We start from the raw sequence: 16,971 nt of genomic DNA, 5'->3' as shown, positions 1-16,971 counted from the left end.
TCACCTGGGCAGACGTGCGCTCCATGCCGCTGAGAGATTTCAACGCGCTTGTCGAGCAGATGGCTGACGACGTTGAACGGGAACGTTCCTCGCGTGGGCACCGGAGTGGGGCGGGCGGGGACCGCCGTACTCCAGTCATGACCTAACCAAATCCAATACGGCTCAGCCGGCGGTCTACCTGAGTCGTATTGGCGCTCTCTGCTCTGTCCGTCGGCTGACCTCTCATACCGGCGGGGGGTCGGGGGAGTGTCAGCAAAACCAATCAAGATCACCCTACTGGGGGACGTCACAGACCTAGCGGAATCCCTGGGTGAAGCTTCCGACGAGATCAGTTCGTTCGGAAAGAAGGCGGGCGCTTTGGCGCTCGTCGGCGGTGGGGCCATTGCTGCTGGGCTCACGGCCGGTCTCTCTGAGGCCATGGAGCGTGGCAAGGGCAACGACCTGTTGGCCGCTCAGATCGGGGCGACGCCGGAACAGGCCAAGACCCTGGGTGAGGCTGCTGGCCAGATCTTCGGTGATGGTCTGGGCGAGAGCGTTGAGCAGATCAACGACGGTCTCAAGTCCCTTTGGCAGGGCGGTCTAGTACCCGCCGGAGCGACCGCAGATGAGATCGAGGGCATCGGCGCGAAGCTGCTGAACGTCTCGACCATCATGGGCGAGGATCTGGGACCGACCGCGAATGCGGCCGGACACATGGTCAAGACCGGCCTTGCCAAGAATTTTGATGAGGCAATGGATGTGCTGGCACGCGGTACCCAGCTCGGTATCAATTCCTCGGAGGACTTGCTAGACACCTTCGTTGAGTACAGCACCCAGTTCCGCAAGATCGGGATGGACGCCCCGACCGCAATGGGTCTGATGAATCAGGCCCTCAAGGGTGGAGCCCGCGACGCGGATACCGCCGCTGATGCGATCAAGGAATTCACCCTTCTCTCTATCGACGGGTCTGCGGGATCGGCTGCCGCTTACAAGTCACTTGGCCTCAACGCCAAGGAGATGATCACCACTCTGACGGCGGGTGGTCCGAAGGCATCCGAGGCAACGTCCCTGATCTTCGATCGCATGCGGGCGCTGAAAGACCCGGTAGAGAAGAACACTGTTGCTCTGGGACTTTTCGGTACGAAGAGCGAAGACCTTGGTGCCGCGCTCAATGCCATGGATCCGCGTACGGCGGTGGCCTCACTGGGTGAAGTCGCGGGGGCTGCCGACAAGGCCGGGAATACCCTCAACGACAACGCTTCAACACGGATGGCTGCGTTCGGCCGGCAAGCGCAACAGGTGTTCGTGGACGTGGTCGACAAGTACGTGTTGCCCGTAGTCGAGAAGACCGCTTCGAAGTTCCAGAGCCTCGGGTCTGTGGTCAGCGCGAGCATCGACTTTGTAGAGCGGTACCGAACCCCGATCACCCTTCTCGCCGGAGCCATCGGCGTCATCCTGCTGCCGTCCCTGGTGGCATGGGGAGTCACGTCCACCCAGGCGGGCATAGCCAACGTCATTGCCTGGGCAACAAGTTCCAGTGCGTCAGCCGGCGGCGCCGCAAGCCAAGTACTTGCCCACTGGGCAGTGATCGGAGGGTGGCTGAAGTCGGCCGCCCAAGCGGTCATCTCCGGGGCCCTGGTGGTCGCTCAGTGGGTCATGATGGGCGCCGAGTCCTTGGTACAGGCAGCCCGAATGGCAGCCGCGTGGCTCATAGCCATGGGGCCGGTCGGCATCATCATCGGCATCATCGTTGGCCTTGCCGCTCTCATCTGGGCCAACTGGGACAGTGTCAAGCGCTGGACGGCCGAAGCCTTCGACTGGGTCATGGTGAAGATCAAGCAAGCGATTGATTTCGTGGTGTGGCTCTTCATGAACTTCACGGGTGTCGGCTTGCTGATTCAACACTGGGACACCATCAAACAGAAGACAGCCGAAGCTTTCCTATGGATGGCAGAGAAGGCGCGTGCCGGACTTGATGCGATTGTCAATTTCTTCACGAGCCTCCCAGGGCGAATCATCGCAGTAGGCGGAATGATCCGCGATGCCGCCGGACGGATCGGGCAGACCGTCATTGACGGCATTACATCGGGGCTCTCGAAGTTGGGTGGGTTCGCCTCGGATCTCACCAGCACGATTGCCGGGGCAGCCAAGGGCGCTATCAACAGCGTTATCGATCTGCTCAACTGGGCCATTCCGGACCGTCTTGGTTGGGGTGCTCTGTCGATCGATCTCCCCGACAATCCGATTCCCAAGATCCGCGCCATGGGTGGACCGGCAGGCGGACGGGTCCGGGTGGGCGAGCGCGGGCCGGAGGAGGTTTGGCTTCCGGGTGGTTCGTCCGTGATCCCGAATCACGCCATGGGAAGCGGCGGGGTGACCGTCAATGTCACCAGTCAGGCAGACCCGTTCGAGATCGGCCGCCATGTCGCGTGGGCGCTGCGGGTCGCGCCCCGATAGTTCAGCGGGGGCACCTACTACCGGTAGTAGGTGCCCTCTCTCAAGAGGGGGGATCCATGGGAGAGTTGGAAGACTGGACGTGTGAATACGGTGGGCTTGTCATGGGGCTGCCGGACTCCGCGCTGTCCATCGTTCAGGTGGACGGCTTGCTGTCGCTGCCGGATGTGCGAAGCTCTGATCTGACGCTCGTTCAGCGTGACGGACTCTGGGCGGGAGACGACTACTTGGGGGGTCGGTCCGTCACTCTAACGGTCGAGATCTACGGCAAGGATCTCGAAGAATTCTCGAAGGTCTCCAATGCCCTACAGGCAGCCTTCAGGACCGGCCGGGGGGAGATGCCCCTACGGTTCCGGTTCCCGGGCGTTGCTGGGGGTCGCACGGCCTTCGTGGGGGTCCGTCCGCGCAAGCGTGGGGCGCCCCTGAATCTTCAGTTCGCCTATGGCGTCTGCAATGTGGTGGTCGAACTGTTCGCCACGGACCCGGTTTTGCATGCGGACTCCGTGCGGTCGGTGCGTGTCACGAGTGCCCCGACGGCGCCGGACCCGGTGGCCTACTTCACTCAGTGGGGGTCGGTGCCGGCTAAGCCCGTGGTGACTGTCACGGATGCCAAGAACCCGGTATTGCTGGACACCGTGACCGGCCTCAAGTTCGGTGTCACGTACACGGGTTCGTTCACCGTGGACAGCGTGGCTCAGAAGGTCACGACGTCCGGCGGGGGCGACATCACAGGGCTTGTGACGGACGGGTCCGTGTGGCCGGAGTTCGAAGCTGGGGACCATCGGCTGACGCTGGTCAGCGAGAACAAGGACGTGGAAGCGGCGGCGGTACTCACGTGGCGCGAAGGCTGGGTGTAACGGGGCGGGAAGTCGTTGCGCTCTAGGGCCCGTAAGAACGGGGGTGCCTATGAGTGCAGCACGATACGAACTCCTTCAGACCGACCTACGAACAGGCGAAGTCGTTGCCCGCCTGCCGGCTACCGGGATTTCCTACACGGAGGTTCTGAATCAGGCCGGGGCGGGCACCTTCGGCATACCGCTGAGCGCACCACAGGCAGACCCCTCGAAGCTCGTAGCGGGTGGCTCCGGGCTCGTAGTCGTCCGGGACAGTGAACCCGTATGGGGCGGCATCCTGTGGTCTCTCGCGGCAGACCTAGCCGCTGGAACCCTGAGCCTGGGGGCAAGTGGCTATCACAGCCATTACAAGGGTCGACACTTTGTGGACGGCTTCGACGGCGAAGAGTGGGACATTGCCGATCTGCTGAGGGCTTGGCTCAACCGGCTCAACGCGGTGAACACTGACCTTTCCGCGCTGACTCCGACGGGGCGCACGCGAACACGTCGGTGGTCGAAGGACGAACTCAAGAATGTCGCCGACGCCATCACGGAGATGTCCGACAACATCGGCGGCTTCAACTTCCGCTATGAAAGCTTTTGGGTCGACCGGGGCAAGGTCGTCGGAAACAGGTTCAAGATATCTGACCGGTCCGGCAGCGCAACAATGCACTACCTGACACACCGGGTCGACTGTGATATCCGGTCCGTAACCTATGACTCTACGCCCTTGGCAACAGCGGCTTACGCGGTGGGAGCCGACAACGGGGCAGGCGAAAAGCTCGTCGGCATTGCGACCAACTCAGAGCTAGTCCAACGCATTCCGACGAAGCAAATGGTTGCCACCTATTCGGATGTGAAGGAAACAGAAAACCTCCTCCTCAAGGCGCAGGCAACCGTGAATGCTGGCCGGGCGCCCGTGGCGATTCCGACGCTGAATCTCTACCCCGGTGCTCGTCCTCAGGACTACCTGCCCGGTGACGTGTGCACCGTGACCGCTGACAGCGGCTACGTCTCGTTGAGCAGTGAGTTCATTCTCACTGAGCGCAAGACCGACGTTGACACCACTGGCCGCGAAACCATCGGACTCGCCCTAGCAAACAGGGAGTTGTTCAGCAATGCCATCCCCAGTTAACTCCTTGCCGCCCTCACTGCTGAACGAGCTTGCGGAGATGAACCGCCGGCTGGCGGCAATCGAGCGCGCGCCTGCTCCGATCAACACCTTTGACCGGTACCCAACCGCCGAATGGGACCCGACAGCCCGGGGAATCGTTGGTGACAACACTTGGCACGCCGTGTCTATCGCCAACGTTACGGGCATGGTTTTCGACCGCCTTGAAACGAAGTTCGTCAGCTACAACGTACTCAAGGGACGTCGCGAAATCGAGATCCGCCTAGCTGCCTACCGGCACGGGCGTGAGGGCGGCAAGGACATTGTTTCCGCTTCGAGTGCATGGCGTCTTATCGGCAACGAAAGCGCGTTCCTCTCCTCGGGAATGATCCGGTGGATTCATGGAATTCCGCACGGCTGGAGCTATGCGCGGGACACAGACGTCTACACGGTAGAGCTACAGCTTCGCTACGCGGTCGGCCCTGAACCCGTTCCCATGGCCCGGATCTACGTACTGGGGGCGCTCAACACCGCTTCGACCGACGGCCTTGAGTACCGGGGCGTCTTCGAGCAAGACGGCGTATGGCGCAACGCACCCATGGCCCGGGAAGGGTCTGAGTTCAGCGCTGGCCTGCTGGACGTTGCCGCACCCGGTGTTGACCACGGGAAGGCCCAGCTTTCCGGAATGCAGTACTGCGTAGGACTGCCCGCCTCTCGCGTGCCGGACGCTACGGCGGAAGGTGTGCTGACCTACGGGCTGGAATGGCAGATTGCGCGCGGGCCCGCACTGAATGAGCCCGTAACGAACCTGTAGGGGGTGACCGTGAACTTCGCTGACGCACTGAACGGAACGGAGATCCTGGCACCCGTTCTCGTTTTTCTCGCCTTCTCGCTACAGCGCTGGAAGACCGGCATGCGCGAAGCATGGCGCGAGGAGGCGGAGGCATACAAGGCGCGTGCGGAACGCCTTGACGGCGAAGTGGCGAAGCTGCTTGCCGAAGTTCGGGCGCTCCGAAAGGAGAATGCCGAACTCCGCGAAGAGATCACAGAGCTACTGAGCCGCTAGGTCGGACCACCTACTACCGGTAGTAGGTGGTCCAAGGGGGGATGCATGACCACACCACCGCCGGGGCTTCCGGCAAACATTCCAACCGTCCACGTACACGGCCGGTACCTGGGGCCGGACGGTCGACCCCTTACGGGGAGTGTGACCTTCAGTGCGCCTTCGCTGCTGACCTTTCCGGAGAGTGACGTCTTCGTTGCCGGTCCGGTGTCTGCCCAGCTGGACGAGTCGGGGCGAGTCTCCGTCAGGATTCCGGCAACGGACGCCCCGGGTATGAACCCCTTCGGGTGGGCGTATCTGGTGAAGGAGAACCTTGCTGGCGTAGTCGGCACGCGGACCTACGTCATGCTTGCACCGAAGGCCGTGCCGGACGTCGACCTTGCCGACGTTGCGCCTGCCGACCCTGGCGCCCCCAACTATGTGGGTGTGATCGGACCTGCCGGACCGAAGGGTGATACGGGTCCCCCTGGTCCGCCCGGGGCGAAGGGCGACAGGGGCGCGGACTCTGTGGTTCCGGGGCCTCAGGGTGTCAAGGGTGACCCGGGTCCGATGGGTCCGGCCGGAGCGACCGGCGGCAAGTACTTCTACGGAACCGACGTGCCGGCCAACACCCTGGGGGCCGACGGAGATTTCTATGTCCGCAGTGAGAGCCAGACGCTTGCCAGTCTGGTATCCGTCACTTACATGTCTGTGTGGCTGAAGGTGGCGGGCGTCTGGGTGCAGCAGGGTGCCCAGATTCGCGGCAATGTCTGGTACGTCGGTGCCACCAATCCGGCAGCCGCGAAGACCGGTGATCTCAATTTGAACCCCACCACGGGTGACGTGACTCAGCGGGGCTCCATTTCATGGGCAACGGTGGGGAACCTCAAGGGTCCGGCGGGTCCGAAGGGGGACACGGGTCCCGGGGCGTTCGGCACGAAGGCTGATTACGACGCGCTAGCCGGGCGCATGAGCAGCGTTGAGGGAATCGTCACCACGCTGAACGGCTTCGTCACCGACGCACTGAACCGAATTCAGAGTCTAGAGACGCGTGTCACGGCCCTGGAACACCGCTAGCCAACCATCGATCAAGCGGCCCCGCTGGGACTTCCTGCGGGGCTTCTTCATGCTCACAAGGGGGAACTATGGCGTGGTACCCGAACGCTCGAAAGCTTGAGGTTCAGCCGGAGTCCGACGCTCAGCCGGCTATCCGACCGACTCAGCTCATTCTTCACAGCCTGGCTGCACCGTGGACCGGTCAGCGCACCTATGAGTATTGGCGAGACTCCACCAATCTGGAGAGTCATTTCTTCGTGGGCTTCGATGGTGACGTTGCCCAGTACATCGGAACCCAGACCCGTGCCGACGCGAACATGCATGCCAACCGGCGAAGCGACGGAAGTGGGGCTGTCAGTGTCGAGTCCGCTAGCAACCTGAACCACAGCGACCCGTGGACGGACGCACAGATCAACGCACTCATCGGAATCGGCGTGTGGATGTGGCGTACGCACGGTGTGCCCCTTCGTATCTGCCGAAGCTGGGATGACCCCGGCTTCGGTCTCCACAAGATGTTTCCTCAGTGGTCCGACGGTGGCACTGCCTGCCCGGGTACCGCACGTACCGCCCAGTTCTATGACCGGATCTTCCCTGGCATTGTGGCTGCTGCCAACGGCAACTCCGGCGGGTCGTCCGGTGGTTCGGGCGGGGGCACTCTCGCCCCGTTCCCCGGTGCCGACTTCTTCAAGAGCAACCCGCGAAGCCCCGTCATCACTGCCATGGGCAAGCGGCTCGTCGCTGAGGGATGTTCCGCCTACTCGTCCGGTCCGGGTCCTCAGTGGACGGACGCTGATCGACAGTCGTACGCCAAGTGGCAGCGCAAGCTTGGCTACTCCGGCAGCGATGCGGACGGTTGGCCCGGCGCAACTTCCTGGGCGAAGCTCCGTGTTCCCAACGACTGACCAACCCGAACAGCCCACCGGCCAACCGTGGCCGTTCCAGTACGGCCTACGGCCTCCCGTGGCAGTAGCCAACTACCCATCCCAGAAGGGGAATCACATGCTTTTCGTCCGTACCCATGCCGCGCGTCTCTACGCGCTCGCCGTTGCCGTTCTCGCCCTGGTGGCGCACTTCGTTCCGGAGCTGCCGTCTGCGCTCGTCCTGGGCGTGGTCGCTGCTGCTCTGGGTCTGGGTGAGGCGGTGCACCGGGTGGCCGGTCCGACCCCGGTTGCTGAGCCGGCCAAGACCGTTGGCCCCTTCGAGGTTGCCGAGTGACCTTCCCCAACATCGCTCTCATCGGCAAGGCCAGGGCAGGCAAGGACACGATCGCTGGTCACCTGATCTCGCGACACGCGTACGCCCGCGTTGCCTTCGCCGACCCCCTCAAGGCGGTGGCTCTTGCTGCTGATCCCATCGTGGGAGTTGAGGCCGGTCATTTCGGCTACCTGTCGACACGCCTGTCTGAGGTCGTGAAGCGGCATGGATGGGAGAAGGCCAAGACTACTGTCCCCGAGGTGCGCCGGGTGCTTCAGCGAACGGGGCAGGCGGTTCGCAACGTCGATCCGGACTTCTGGGCGAACCTTGCCATGGACCGGATCGACACAGCGGAAGCGTGGAGCCTGCCCGTGGTAGTCACGGACTGCCGTTACGCCAATGAAGCCGAAGCCCTCAGGGCCCGAGGCTTCAAGCTTGTCCGGGTAGTCCGCCCCAATAGCCGGCCTTCCGCCGAGACCAGCATCCGTGATCACGTCAGCGAGACGGAACTAGACCGATTTGGGGTGGACGCCACCGTGCTCAATTCGGGCAATCTGGTCTCACTGGAGACTCAGGCGCTAGACCTGCTTCGAACACTCGCATGATTCAACCCACCTTCCCGACAAGGGAGTTGGGCAGGCCCCCCGCTTCGGCGGGGGGCTTTCGTGCGTCTGGGGCACCTACTACCGATAGTAGGTGCCTCCCCCGGGTGAATCCTGCCGTTTCGCTTGCGACGGTCCGTCAGCTTCGCTACTGTCATCCCTGCAAGCACCGCACAGGGCGGGGCCCGAGAAGGGACGCATCGTGACCACTGACACCGAGACTTCGGAGACCGAGACCCCGGAGACCCCGGCGAACCCGGTGAAGCTCACTGCCCGCGAGAAGAAGGAAGCGGAAATCCGCGACCTGATTGAGCGCGTTCCCTCGGTCGTTGCTGAGGACGACGCCGAGAAGCTTGAGAACCTTCGGGGGGAGGCCAAGACCCTGATTGGTGAGATCCGGGGCTCCGGTGCTGCTGGCGTAAAGGCGAAGCTTCGCAACGACTTCGACCGCGCCATTGAGAAGGCCGAGAAGGACCGGAAGGCTGTCGCCCGTCAAGCCGCCGCTTCGGTCGTGTCTCAGGAGACCGTGGACTACACCACGATCGAAGGCATGACGGAGATGGTCGAGGACGAAGCCCAGCGGATCCGGGCGGGTGTTGAGCACGAACTCAAGTTCTCCGACATCGCCAAGGACATTGCACGGGCGTCCATCCGCGCCGCCGTTCGCGTCAAGGACAAGAACGGCAACCCGGACTTCCACAAGAAGACCAACGCCAACAAGCAGCGCACCCAGGATGTTGCCGCCAAGGCCGGGGAAGCCTTCCAGGGCGACGACAACGAGGAGAGCCGTAAGGCGCTGGGCCGTCTGCTCAAGTCAGTCCAGAACCAGAACAAGACTGCGCTTGTCGAGTACGTTCGCGACCTCGACAACGATCCCGAGGAGGCGAAGCTTTGGGAGCGCGCCATTGAGGCGAACCCGGAGGCTTCCCCCTCTGAGGCAGTGTTCTCCTTCTACGGCATCGAAAACGTGACGAGCAACGAACAGAAGGCACTGGACCGCGCTGCCAAAAAGGCGCTCGCGGAGCTTGCCGCCGAATCCGAGGGTGACGACGAAGAAGACGAAGACGGCGAGACTGAGGAAGAGACCGAGGGAGAGACCGCCGAGTCTGCCGCACTTCACAAGGTGCTGAACTACATCTCGAAGGCTGGCGGCTTCCTCGCCAACGTCGAAAAGAAGAAGGACAAGCTGACCGCCGAGGAGAAGGCGGCAGCGAAGGCAGAGCTTGACAAGCTCGTCAGCAAGAGCGCGACGCTCGCGGCAATGCTCAACCAGTAGGCATACTCAAGCATGAGCCCCGTCCTTCCTGAACCCAGGAGGGGCGGGGCTTTCGCCTAGGTCACCTACTACCGGTAGTAGGTGGGTGAAGGAGGAGGCGTGTTCAAGGCGAACGCGCGCAGGATCGGCAGGGACTTCGTTGGTGGAGTCGCTTGCGAGACTGCTGAGTCGGCGGCAGCTCATCTGCTCATGCTCATGAAGGCCGACGGCTACGGCGGCGACGAAGCCGAAACGCTGGAACAGCTTGTCAGGGGTGAGGCTGTGCAGCACAAGAGGTTCGAGTATCAGGTGACCGAAGGGGGCGGGGCGTGAGTGGGGAAGCGCGCAATGAGGGAGACCCGATCCGAGAGGCTGTCGAAGGTCTGCGCTATGGCGGATTGGATCTCCACCAGAACATGGCGTGGTACTCGGTTTGGATGACCCTTCGCAAGTTCGAAACTTTCGATGAGGTACGGGACTGGGTGGTGGAAAAGTCCGGCGGTCTGCGTCTGACATGGCAGACGACCATCGGAGACTCGCTGAAGGCTGATGCCGCCGAGGTGCCGGACAGTCCCGAAGGCATCGAGGGAGACGGCGGGGAGAAGGTTATTGCCTGCGGCACCGTAAACGGCGACAGCTACACGCACGCGCTGAAAGGCGACATGCGCACCGTGTGCCCGCGCGGGCTTGCGGTGGACATCGCAGACGGTCCGGTGACGTGCCCGGACTGCCTGTTCCTCCTGAGCGACGAAGAAGGTCCCTGAGCACCCCTCTGGCTTCCCCTCAGCCCCCGTCTGGCCCCAGTGGTCGGGCGGGGGTTCTTCGCGTCTTCAAGGGCCCTTGCGGCCCCTCAGCGGGCTCGGCGTAACCCGCGTGACGAAGAGGTGGTTCGATGCCCTCTTCCGACTCCCCTAAGAAATCTCTAAGGCTTCCCAGAAAGACCCCTCAACCGCCACATCACCGCGCCGGGCGCTGGGAGCCTCTGCGCTCTCCCATCGTGTGACAGCGACACACGAGCCCGGAGGGGGCGCACATGGGCGCAGTACGGACCATCCAGCGCGGCGGTAGCCGCTTCTACCTCGATCCGGACCGGCCGGAGATCAAGCTTCCCGGAGTCACCTCGATCATCAGCATGCTTCCGAAGCCCTTCCTGATGTATTGGGCTGCGAAGCTGACCGCTGAGCTTGCGGTGGACTCCCTGCCCTTTGTGGCGCAGATGGCAGAGCGCGACCGACAGGGGGCGGTGGACTACCTGAAGGGGGCTAGCCGGCGGTATACCAAGATTCGCGCCGACATCGGCAGCAAGGCACATGACCTCTTCGAGCGCATGATTCGAGGGGAATTCGTCGGCAGGGTGCACCCTGACCTTGAGCCCTATCGCGTGCTCTTCGCTGACTTCCTCGCGAAGGTGAACCCGGAGCTTGTCAGGGCCGAAGACTGTGCATGGTCGGACCGTTACGGGTACGCCGGAAGCTTCGATGCGATCCTTCGTATCTGGCTGGACGACGAGCGCCGGCCGACCCCGGACCGAAGCGGAACGCCCGTCCTTCTGATGGTCGACTGGAAGACGTCGGCTGCCACCTATCCGGAAGTGGCGTTGCAGATGGCTGCCTACGCGAACGCGGACCTGATCATCTCGCCGGACGGGTCGCGCGAGAGCATGCCGGACTTCGACGGTGCCGCTGTTCTCCACATCACGCCGGAGGGATGGGCGCTCAAGCCGGTACGGATCGATGCCGACGTTTTCGATCTGTTCCTTGTGCTGCGGAAGGTTTTCGTGTGGGACCGCGAGACCTCGAAGACCGTGATCGGCAAGGCTCTTGCCGCAAGCACTGCGGCTCTGGTCACGGGTACTCAGCGGCGTGCCGGCTAGCCCGGAAGTCTCTGCGCTCTAGGTGGGTCAGAAGGGGCGAGCAAGCGAAGAAGTCACCTACTACCGGTAGTAGGTGCGGGGGTCCTTGCTCGCCTCTTCCTTCAAGCAGTAGTCACACAGGGGGAGTTCGCGCATGGCGCTTCGCATTTTCGAGACCGACCCGGATGCTCTTCCGAAGGTCTCCCAGTTCGCCGACGACACCGTTGGGCGCTTCCACAGTGGGCGCCAGGAAGACGGCATTCCCGTTGCGCTGGCACACTGGCGGATCACCACGGGTGACCCGACGGTGGCCCAGGCGGTTGCCCAGCTTTTCGGCGGTTCTCCGGTTACGGACGACGAGAGCACCGCTGAGAACAACATCGAGGTTCAGACCGATAAGGCGAAGATCCTGGTTGTTCTGGACGGCCCGGAGTCCATCACTTCTGACATGAAGCTGTGGAACAGCGGCAACCTTGTTCATCACTGCGACGGGGTTGAGTACCTGTCTCCGGATGACCTCAAGGGCCGTCCGTGCCTCTGCCCGAAGCTCATGGAAGAGCGTAAGGCGGCAGCCAAGCGGAAGATGGGGCCGTCCCCTTCGATCTCCGTGGAGTTTCGGGTGGCCGATGATCTCGACCTTGGCAAGTTCCGCTTCCAGAGCGGGAGTTGGAAGATGGCTGAGGTGCTTCACGAGTACGACAACGCGCTTGCCCGTGTTGGCGGTCCGGCGCTCGCCGAACTGACGCTTGAGCTTGTGGAGTACACCACCAAGAAGGGGCGAGACGTCAGCTATTACAAGCCGGTCGTTAAGGTTCTCAAGAGCTGGAACGATGCGGTTTCCGATCCGAAGTACTAAGCGGTACGGGGCTCTGGGCTAACCCCCGGGGCCCCTTGTCGCGTCTCTCTGGGGGGTGAGACGCATTCCGATTCTAGAGCTGTGCGCCGGCTATGGGGGGCTTGGCCGTGCGGTGGAAGCGCTGACCGGTGACCGGGTGCGGTACGTGGCGGAGAGTGATCCGCATGCCGCTCTCATCTTGGCAATCCGGTATCCACGTGCGCCCAACCTGGGTGACATCACACGGATTGATTGGTCCGCAATTGCGGGACAGGTGGACATCATCACGGCAGGTTTTCCCTGCCAGGACATTTCGAATGCGGGGAAGCGGGCGGGGTTGCATGGTGAAAGGTCGGGCATCTGGGCGAACGTCCTTGAAGCCGTTCGCGTTCTTCGACCGAATCTCGTCTTCTTGGAGAACGTTGCCGCTATCCGACGACGGGGGCTCCCGGATGTACTCGGGGGATTGGCCTCGATCGGGTATGACGCAAGGTGGTGTTGCTTCCGCGCGTCCGGCGCTGGAGCCGCCCATGTCCGGGACCGGTGGTTCTGCATCGCTTCCCCTGCTACCGACCCCGACAGCATCGGACGGTACACGGGGGCCGGACTTCGCGAAGGCTGACAGGCCGGGAGCCGGCGGGGACGACCTGACAACCACGGTGGCCCGGCTGTTCGACAAGGACCGTGCCCACAAGCTCTTCAAGACTCCGACCGCCAACTTGTCCAGCAATGGCGCACCGCAGCACCCGGACAAGCGGAAGGCCGGGGGGCATGGGCCGAACCTTGACGACGAAGTCTCCTTCCTGCTGCCCGTCGACCCGGACGAAGCCGAAGAGGTCTTGCCCGGTGTTTTCCATTCGCCGCGCGACTGGTGGGCGGACTACGGTCCGGCGGTCCATCGCTGGGAAATCCTTCTTGGGAGCCCCGCCCCGATCCCAGTGGAGTTCGGCCCGCGCGGGGGGCGCCGGCTAGCGGCAGTCTTTGCGGAATGGCTCATGGGCTTGCCCCGAGGATGGGTGACCTTTATTCCCGGACTCAACCGGGCGCGGCAGCTTCGAGCCATCGGCAATGGCGCCATGTCCCAACAGGCATTCACTGCCTATCTGCATTTGCTCAACCACAAGGAAACAGGGGACGAAGATGGGGAAGCGGGGGACCGTAACCGACTACGCGGGTGAGGAACTGTACCCGGGTGATCTGGTCGCGTACGCGGCCCGACAGGGGAACCGGGTCCGTATGGCGGATGCCATCGTGCGGAAGGTTACGGCGCGCATGGTCGACGGCCGACTTCGGCCAATGCTGAAGGTTCAGCCGACCGGCATCGAAAGCGGTTTCGTGAAGCGCCGGAGCCTGCGGAAGACGTGGATTGCCGCCGAACACGTGCGGCTCGTTCTGTCCGGCGTCGCACGGCAGGACTGACAGAGGACGGGGCCGGATCACTCCAACTGTGGGGCGGTCCGGCCCTTTGTCGTACCACCTACTTCCGGAAGTAGGTGCCAAGGGGGGCAGATGAGAACGGCAGTCGGAAAGAACCGTGCGGTGCCGCTGGGAAACCTGCGCGCCATGGGAGTTGGGGACGTAGTGGTGATCCTCCGGGGAGCGGACGAGCGGCAGGACTGGGCGCGGTATGTCGAAGCGATCGGGACGGCCGTAGGTCGAGGGGCTGACGCCCGGTGGGACCGTGGCTAACCCCAACAAGCAAAAGGGAACAGCCTGGGAGTCCCGCGTCAGGGACTATTTGAATTGGTCCCTGGGTCTAACCGGGGACGGCGGAAAGTTCGTCGACCCCTTCAACGGGTTGAACGTGCGCCGCGCAGCGCAAGAGGGCTCACACGACGTCGGAGATGTTCACGCGGTTCCATTCGTGTTGGAGTGCAAGGACGTTGCGAAGCCAAGCGTTCCAACCTTCCTTCGGCAAGCCGAAGTTGAAGCCGTACATGCCGGATTCCCTTATGGCGTCGCCGTGGTGAAGCTCCGTCGGGCGAACGTTCGTGTTGGCAAGGTCCACTTCACCATCCGGACGTGGACGCGCGTGCGTCTCGCCCTGGGGCTCAACTCCCGTTCCTTCGCCCATCTTTACGGCTTCACGTTCTCGCTGCGGGGGATCGACACCGGGCGGTGGTACGCGACCACGGACCTTGAGCGCTTCGCGATCCTGCTTGCCAATGTACGGGCTGCCAGGCACTCACGGTAATAGCCGGCGGCGGAGCTCCCGGCCTCAAAGGAGGACAGAAACGGACATAGGGGGCCCCGCGGGAAGGCCCTGCTGTCACGCTCGGTGAGAAGTCCTTGCGCTCAAGGGCATGTGAGAAGGGGGAACCTCACATGCAACTGACTGCACTACTTGCCCGATTCGAAGATGTGACAGAGGTGCCCGACGGGTACCTTGCTCGGTGCCCGGGGCACACCGATTCCCGCCCGTCACTTCGGGTCTGGGTGGGGGAGGATCGTAAGGTCCGGCTAGCCTGCCGCGCCGGATGCCCTGCCGACACGGTACGGATAGCCGCGCGGCTGGAATGGTCAGACCTCTTCGACGTCCAGGGCGACGCCGTCACGGTGCCGGCTGAACGCCCGTCGCTCGTCGGCCCTGGCCCAACTGCCTCCCTTGCTAGCTACGTTGACCACACAATCACCATCATCGGCAAGCAGGATGACGAGTGGGCTGTGAAGGCAGCACAGTATGCCTGGGACCGCTTTGGGCTTGACCTCGATGCCTGTCGAGACCTTGACATCGGCGTGGACGACGGAGAGATGATCCCCGGTCTTCCGTGGCGGTCTCGCGCCTTCCTCGCCTACCCGCGTCTTACTGTTCCACTCCGGAACTTCCGGGGAGTGGCGCACGGTCTACAGGGGCGAGACCTCAGCGGGCAGTGCCCCGGCCGGTGGCTCTCGTTGCAGAACCCAAAGGGCTCCCGGTGGGGGCTCTACGGGGTCTTCAAGGGACAGGGGGGCTACGGGACCACCATCATCACGGAAGGCCCTGGGGATGCCCTCACAGCCGTTTCTGTGGGCTATGACGCCGTAGCCGTACGGGGCGCCTCACTCGCCGGAAGTCCGGAGCTGTGGGAAGAGTTGGCCGAAGGTCTCAAGGGCAGTCACGTCCTGGTGGCCGGAGACAACGACAAGGCCGGGAAGGGATTCTCACAGCGTCTCGCCGAAGGGCTTGCCGCCCATGGTATCGAGGTGTACGCCCTTGATCTGCCCAACACCGTTGAGGATCTTACGGATTGGCGCGAGAGCGGCCCCGCTGGCTTTCCTCTCGCGCTCCACCGTGCGGTCAAGGAGGCACGGCCCGTTCGCGGCAGTGCCGAAGTTCAGGCTCACGCCGTCGCGGTGGAACTGACCGACCGAACCGGGGCCGACGTCGTTACCGGAGACCAGGGCTCCGAAGCGGCCCGCATCCTGGCGGGGCTCATCAACCGCTATGGCGAGAGCGACGCCATGAACGCGCACGCATTGACGGCGTGGACCAACGGCCGAATCCGGTTCGCCCCGGGCCTGGGCTACTACGTGTGGTCGGGCAAGGTTTGGGAGCGCTCAACCGTCAAGGTGCGTCAGGAGATTCACCGCATGGGCGCCGCGCTCGTCCTGGCCGGCGAAGTTCAGAAGGCGCGCGGCTTCACCATGACGACCCGCATTGACGCGCTGCTGACGGAGCTTCGAAGCGTGCCGACAGTTCACGTGGACGCTGCCGCCTTCGACGCACGCCCGGAACTCCTCAGCTTCAAGAACGGGACAGTGCACCTGCCGACCGGCGAACTCCGCCCGCACAGTCCCGGGGACATGCTGACGTACTGTCTCGACCTCGACTACCGGCCGGATGCGGAGTGCCCCCGGTGGGAGGCATTCCTTCGAGAGATCTTCCCGGGTAACCCGGACCTTCCCGCGTACGTTCAGCGCCTTGTCGGCTATGGCATTTCAGGGTCGGTCGACGAACAGTGCTTCGTGGTGGCATGGGGTAAGGGGGCGAATGGAAAGAGCGTTCTCACAGACACGCTGACTCGGGTATTCCATCAGATCAGCAAGACCACGCCCTTCTCAACATTTGAGGAGAAGTCATCCGGGGGAATCCCGAATGACGTTGCCGCACTGAGAGGTGCGCGTCTCGTCATGGCAAGCGAGGGGGAGAACGGGCGGCCTATGAGTGAGGCCGTTCTCAAGCGGACCACCGGCAAGGATGAGATCAGCGCGCGATTCCTCAGGCAGGAATTCTTTACCTTTCGCCCGTCCTTCCTGCTGATCCTCGCGACCAATCACAAGCCCCGGTTCCGTGGCCAGGATGAGGGCCTGTGGCGAAGGGTCAAACTCATTCCCTTCCGGCGCTGGTTCGCCCCCGAGGAACGGGATTACAACCTTGATCGCAAGCTCATTGCGGAGTCGGAAGGGATCGCCGCATGGGCGGTGCGCGGTGCTGTCGAGTGGTACCGGGATGGACTGGGTGATCCCGGCGTTGTCCTGAAGGCCAGTAATGAATATCGGCAGACGTCAGACGCGCTGGCCGGCTTCTATCCGGGTGTTCTTGAACCCGGATCGGATGACGACGTCATGAATGGGAACGAAGCCTTCAATGCCTACTTGGATTGGGCGGAACAGGAAAACCTTCCCCCGCGCGAACGGTGGACGCGACGCACCTTTTATGACGCCATGGAAGAGCGGGGAGTGACGCGGCGGAAGACCCGACAGGGAATCGCGCTGTCAGGTCTGCGACTGCCAGAAGGCGACAAGGGGGCGCCTGGAATCTTCAACAGCTAGGCAATA

General features: G+C 63.2%; 20 protein-coding genes. 18 read left to right on the top strand and 2 right to left on the bottom strand.

Annotated features, from left to right (window positions below; genetic code table 11):
* The first annotated feature begins 246 nt into the window (after positions 1 to 246).
* The 17 genes from ACFVVX_RS03010 to ACFVVX_RS02930 all read left to right on the top strand — a co-directional run bounded on the left by ACFVVX_RS03010 (position 247) and on the right by ACFVVX_RS02930 (position 13,632).
* Positions 247 to 2,436, top strand: coding sequence for a phage tail tape measure protein (locus ACFVVX_RS03010; protein ID WP_387940738.1), 2,190 nt, complete (start codon positions 247 to 249; stop codon positions 2,434 to 2,436).
* A gap of 56 nt (positions 2,437 to 2,492) precedes the next feature.
* Positions 2,493 to 3,290, top strand: coding sequence for a hypothetical protein (locus ACFVVX_RS03005; RefSeq protein ID WP_387940736.1), 798 nt, complete (start codon positions 2,493 to 2,495; stop codon positions 3,288 to 3,290).
* Between the two features lie 49 nt (positions 3,291 to 3,339).
* Positions 3,340 to 4,401, top strand: a complete 1,062-nt coding sequence (locus ACFVVX_RS03000) for a hypothetical protein (protein WP_387940734.1) — start codon at positions 3,340 to 3,342, stop codon at positions 4,399 to 4,401.
* Between the two features lie 37 nt (positions 4,402 to 4,438).
* Entirely contained in the window at positions 4,439 to 5,191 is a 753-nt protein-coding gene (locus ACFVVX_RS02995; protein WP_387940732.1) for a hypothetical protein, read from the top strand.
* A gap of 3 nt (positions 5,192 to 5,194) precedes the next feature.
* Entirely contained in the window at positions 5,195 to 5,443 is a 249-nt protein-coding gene (locus ACFVVX_RS02990) for a hypothetical protein (protein ID WP_387940730.1), read from the top strand.
* A gap of 45 nt (positions 5,444 to 5,488) precedes the next feature.
* Entirely contained in the window at positions 5,489 to 6,496 is a 1,008-nt protein-coding gene (locus ACFVVX_RS02985) for a hypothetical protein (protein ID WP_387940728.1), read from the top strand.
* Positions 6,497 to 6,564: 68 nt separating this feature from the next.
* Complete coding sequence (locus ACFVVX_RS02980) at positions 6,565 to 7,377, top strand: peptidoglycan-binding protein (protein WP_387940726.1); 813 nt, start codon at positions 6,565 to 6,567, stop codon at positions 7,375 to 7,377.
* 97 nt (positions 7,378 to 7,474) lie between these two features.
* Positions 7,475 to 7,690 carry a hypothetical protein gene (locus tag ACFVVX_RS02975; protein ID WP_387940725.1) on the top strand — a complete coding sequence of 72 codons (216 nt, stop codon included), beginning with the start codon at positions 7,475 to 7,477 and terminating at the stop codon, positions 7,688 to 7,690.
* Complete coding sequence (locus tag ACFVVX_RS02970; protein WP_387940723.1) at positions 7,687 to 8,274, top strand: hypothetical protein; 588 nt, start codon at positions 7,687 to 7,689, stop codon at positions 8,272 to 8,274. Before ACFVVX_RS02975 ends, ACFVVX_RS02970 begins: the two co-directional genes overlap by 4 nt.
* A gap of 199 nt (positions 8,275 to 8,473) precedes the next feature.
* Positions 8,474 to 9,547, top strand: a complete 1,074-nt coding sequence (locus tag ACFVVX_RS02965; protein ID WP_387940721.1) for a hypothetical protein — start codon at positions 8,474 to 8,476, stop codon at positions 9,545 to 9,547.
* Between the two features lie 99 nt (positions 9,548 to 9,646).
* Positions 9,647 to 9,859 (top strand): hypothetical protein, encoded by a 213-nt coding sequence (locus ACFVVX_RS02960; RefSeq protein WP_387940719.1) that lies wholly within the window; start codon positions 9,647 to 9,649, stop codon positions 9,857 to 9,859.
* Entirely contained in the window at positions 9,856 to 10,290 is a 435-nt protein-coding gene (locus ACFVVX_RS02955) for a hypothetical protein (protein ID WP_387940717.1), read from the top strand. The genes ACFVVX_RS02960 and ACFVVX_RS02955 overlap by 4 nt, the downstream gene beginning before the upstream one ends.
* Positions 10,291 to 10,559: 269 nt before the next feature.
* Positions 10,560 to 11,399 carry a hypothetical protein gene (locus ACFVVX_RS02950; RefSeq protein WP_387940715.1) on the top strand — a complete coding sequence of 280 codons (840 nt, stop codon included), beginning with the start codon at positions 10,560 to 10,562 and terminating at the stop codon, positions 11,397 to 11,399.
* Positions 11,400 to 11,532: 133 nt separating this feature from the next.
* Positions 11,533 to 12,234: a hypothetical protein gene (locus tag ACFVVX_RS02945; protein WP_387940713.1), complete on the top strand. Its 702-nt coding sequence runs from the start codon at positions 11,533 to 11,535 to the stop codon at positions 12,232 to 12,234.
* A gap of 55 nt (positions 12,235 to 12,289) precedes the next feature.
* Positions 12,290 to 12,835, top strand: coding sequence for a DNA cytosine methyltransferase (locus ACFVVX_RS02940; protein WP_387940711.1), 546 nt, complete (start codon positions 12,290 to 12,292; stop codon positions 12,833 to 12,835).
* Entirely contained in the window at positions 12,744 to 13,391 is a 648-nt protein-coding gene (locus tag ACFVVX_RS02935; RefSeq protein WP_387941323.1) for a DNA (cytosine-5-)-methyltransferase, read from the top strand. The genes ACFVVX_RS02940 and ACFVVX_RS02935 overlap by 92 nt, the downstream gene beginning before the upstream one ends.
* Positions 13,392 to 13,449: 58 nt before the next feature.
* The gene (locus tag ACFVVX_RS02930; RefSeq protein WP_387940709.1) at positions 13,450 to 13,632 is read left to right on the top strand and encodes a hypothetical protein; all 183 of its coding nucleotides are present in this window, start codon (positions 13,450 to 13,452) and stop codon (positions 13,630 to 13,632) included.
* A gap of 409 nt (positions 13,633 to 14,041) precedes the next feature.
* Here the strand turns inward: ACFVVX_RS02930 and ACFVVX_RS02925 are convergent, their stop codons facing one another.
* Together ACFVVX_RS02925 and ACFVVX_RS02920 are read right to left on the bottom strand one after the other, a co-directional pair.
* A complete protein-coding gene (locus tag ACFVVX_RS02925) occupies positions 14,042 to 14,398 on the bottom strand; it encodes a hypothetical protein (protein WP_387940707.1) in 357 nt (118 codons plus the stop codon).
* A gap of 335 nt (positions 14,399 to 14,733) precedes the next feature.
* Positions 14,734 to 15,054, bottom strand: a complete 321-nt coding sequence (locus ACFVVX_RS02920) for a hypothetical protein (protein ID WP_387941321.1) — start codon at positions 15,052 to 15,054, stop codon at positions 14,734 to 14,736.
* On the opposite strand from ACFVVX_RS02920, the gene ACFVVX_RS02915 reads away from it, so the two are divergent.
* A complete protein-coding gene (locus ACFVVX_RS02915; protein ID WP_387941293.1) occupies positions 14,965 to 16,965 on the top strand; it encodes a phage/plasmid primase, P4 family in 2,001 nt (666 codons plus the stop codon). The two genes, ACFVVX_RS02920 and ACFVVX_RS02915, sit on opposite strands and share 90 nt — an antisense overlap.
* The last annotated feature ends 6 nt before the right edge of the window (positions 16,966 to 16,971 follow it).

The sequence above is a fragment of the Kitasatospora sp. NPDC058170 genome (assembly GCF_042883905.1).
In the GTDB taxonomy this organism is placed as follows: Bacteria; Actinomycetota; Actinomycetes; order Streptomycetales; family Streptomycetaceae; genus Kitasatospora.
Note: the sequence above shows the minus strand (reverse complement) of the source record. Positions and strands in the feature narration are given on the sequence as shown.

What these genes read in the sequence shown, in the direction of transcription:
- ACFVVX_RS02930 (WP_387940709.1), top strand. Translation starts at nt 13,450, where the DNA reads ATGGCGGATGCCATCGTGCGGAAGGTTACGGCGCGCATGGTCGACGGC.
- ACFVVX_RS02985 (WP_387940728.1), top strand. Translation starts at nt 5,489, where the DNA reads ATGACCACACCACCGCCGGGGCTTCCGGCAAACATTCCAACCGTCCAC.
- ACFVVX_RS02945 (WP_387940713.1), top strand. Translation starts at nt 11,533, where the DNA reads ATGGCGCTTCGCATTTTCGAGACCGACCCGGATGCTCTTCCGAAGGTC.
- ACFVVX_RS02935 (WP_387941323.1), top strand. Translation starts at nt 12,744, where the DNA reads ATGTCCGGGACCGGTGGTTCTGCATCGCTTCCCCTGCTACCGACCCCG.
- ACFVVX_RS02995 (WP_387940732.1), top strand. Translation starts at nt 4,439, where the DNA reads ATGAACCGCCGGCTGGCGGCAATCGAGCGCGCGCCTGCTCCGATCAAC.
- ACFVVX_RS02950 (WP_387940715.1), top strand. Translation starts at nt 10,560, where the DNA reads ATGGGCGCAGTACGGACCATCCAGCGCGGCGGTAGCCGCTTCTACCTC.
- ACFVVX_RS03005 (WP_387940736.1), top strand. Translation starts at nt 2,493, where the DNA reads ATGGGAGAGTTGGAAGACTGGACGTGTGAATACGGTGGGCTTGTCATG.
- ACFVVX_RS02980 (WP_387940726.1), top strand. Translation starts at nt 6,565, where the DNA reads ATGGCGTGGTACCCGAACGCTCGAAAGCTTGAGGTTCAGCCGGAGTCC.
- ACFVVX_RS02915 (WP_387941293.1), top strand. Translation starts at nt 14,965, where the DNA reads ATGATCCCCGGTCTTCCGTGGCGGTCTCGCGCCTTCCTCGCCTACCCG.
- ACFVVX_RS02975 (WP_387940725.1), top strand. Translation starts at nt 7,475, where the DNA reads ATGCTTTTCGTCCGTACCCATGCCGCGCGTCTCTACGCGCTCGCCGTT.
- ACFVVX_RS03000 (WP_387940734.1), top strand. Translation starts at nt 3,340, where the DNA reads ATGAGTGCAGCACGATACGAACTCCTTCAGACCGACCTACGAACAGGC.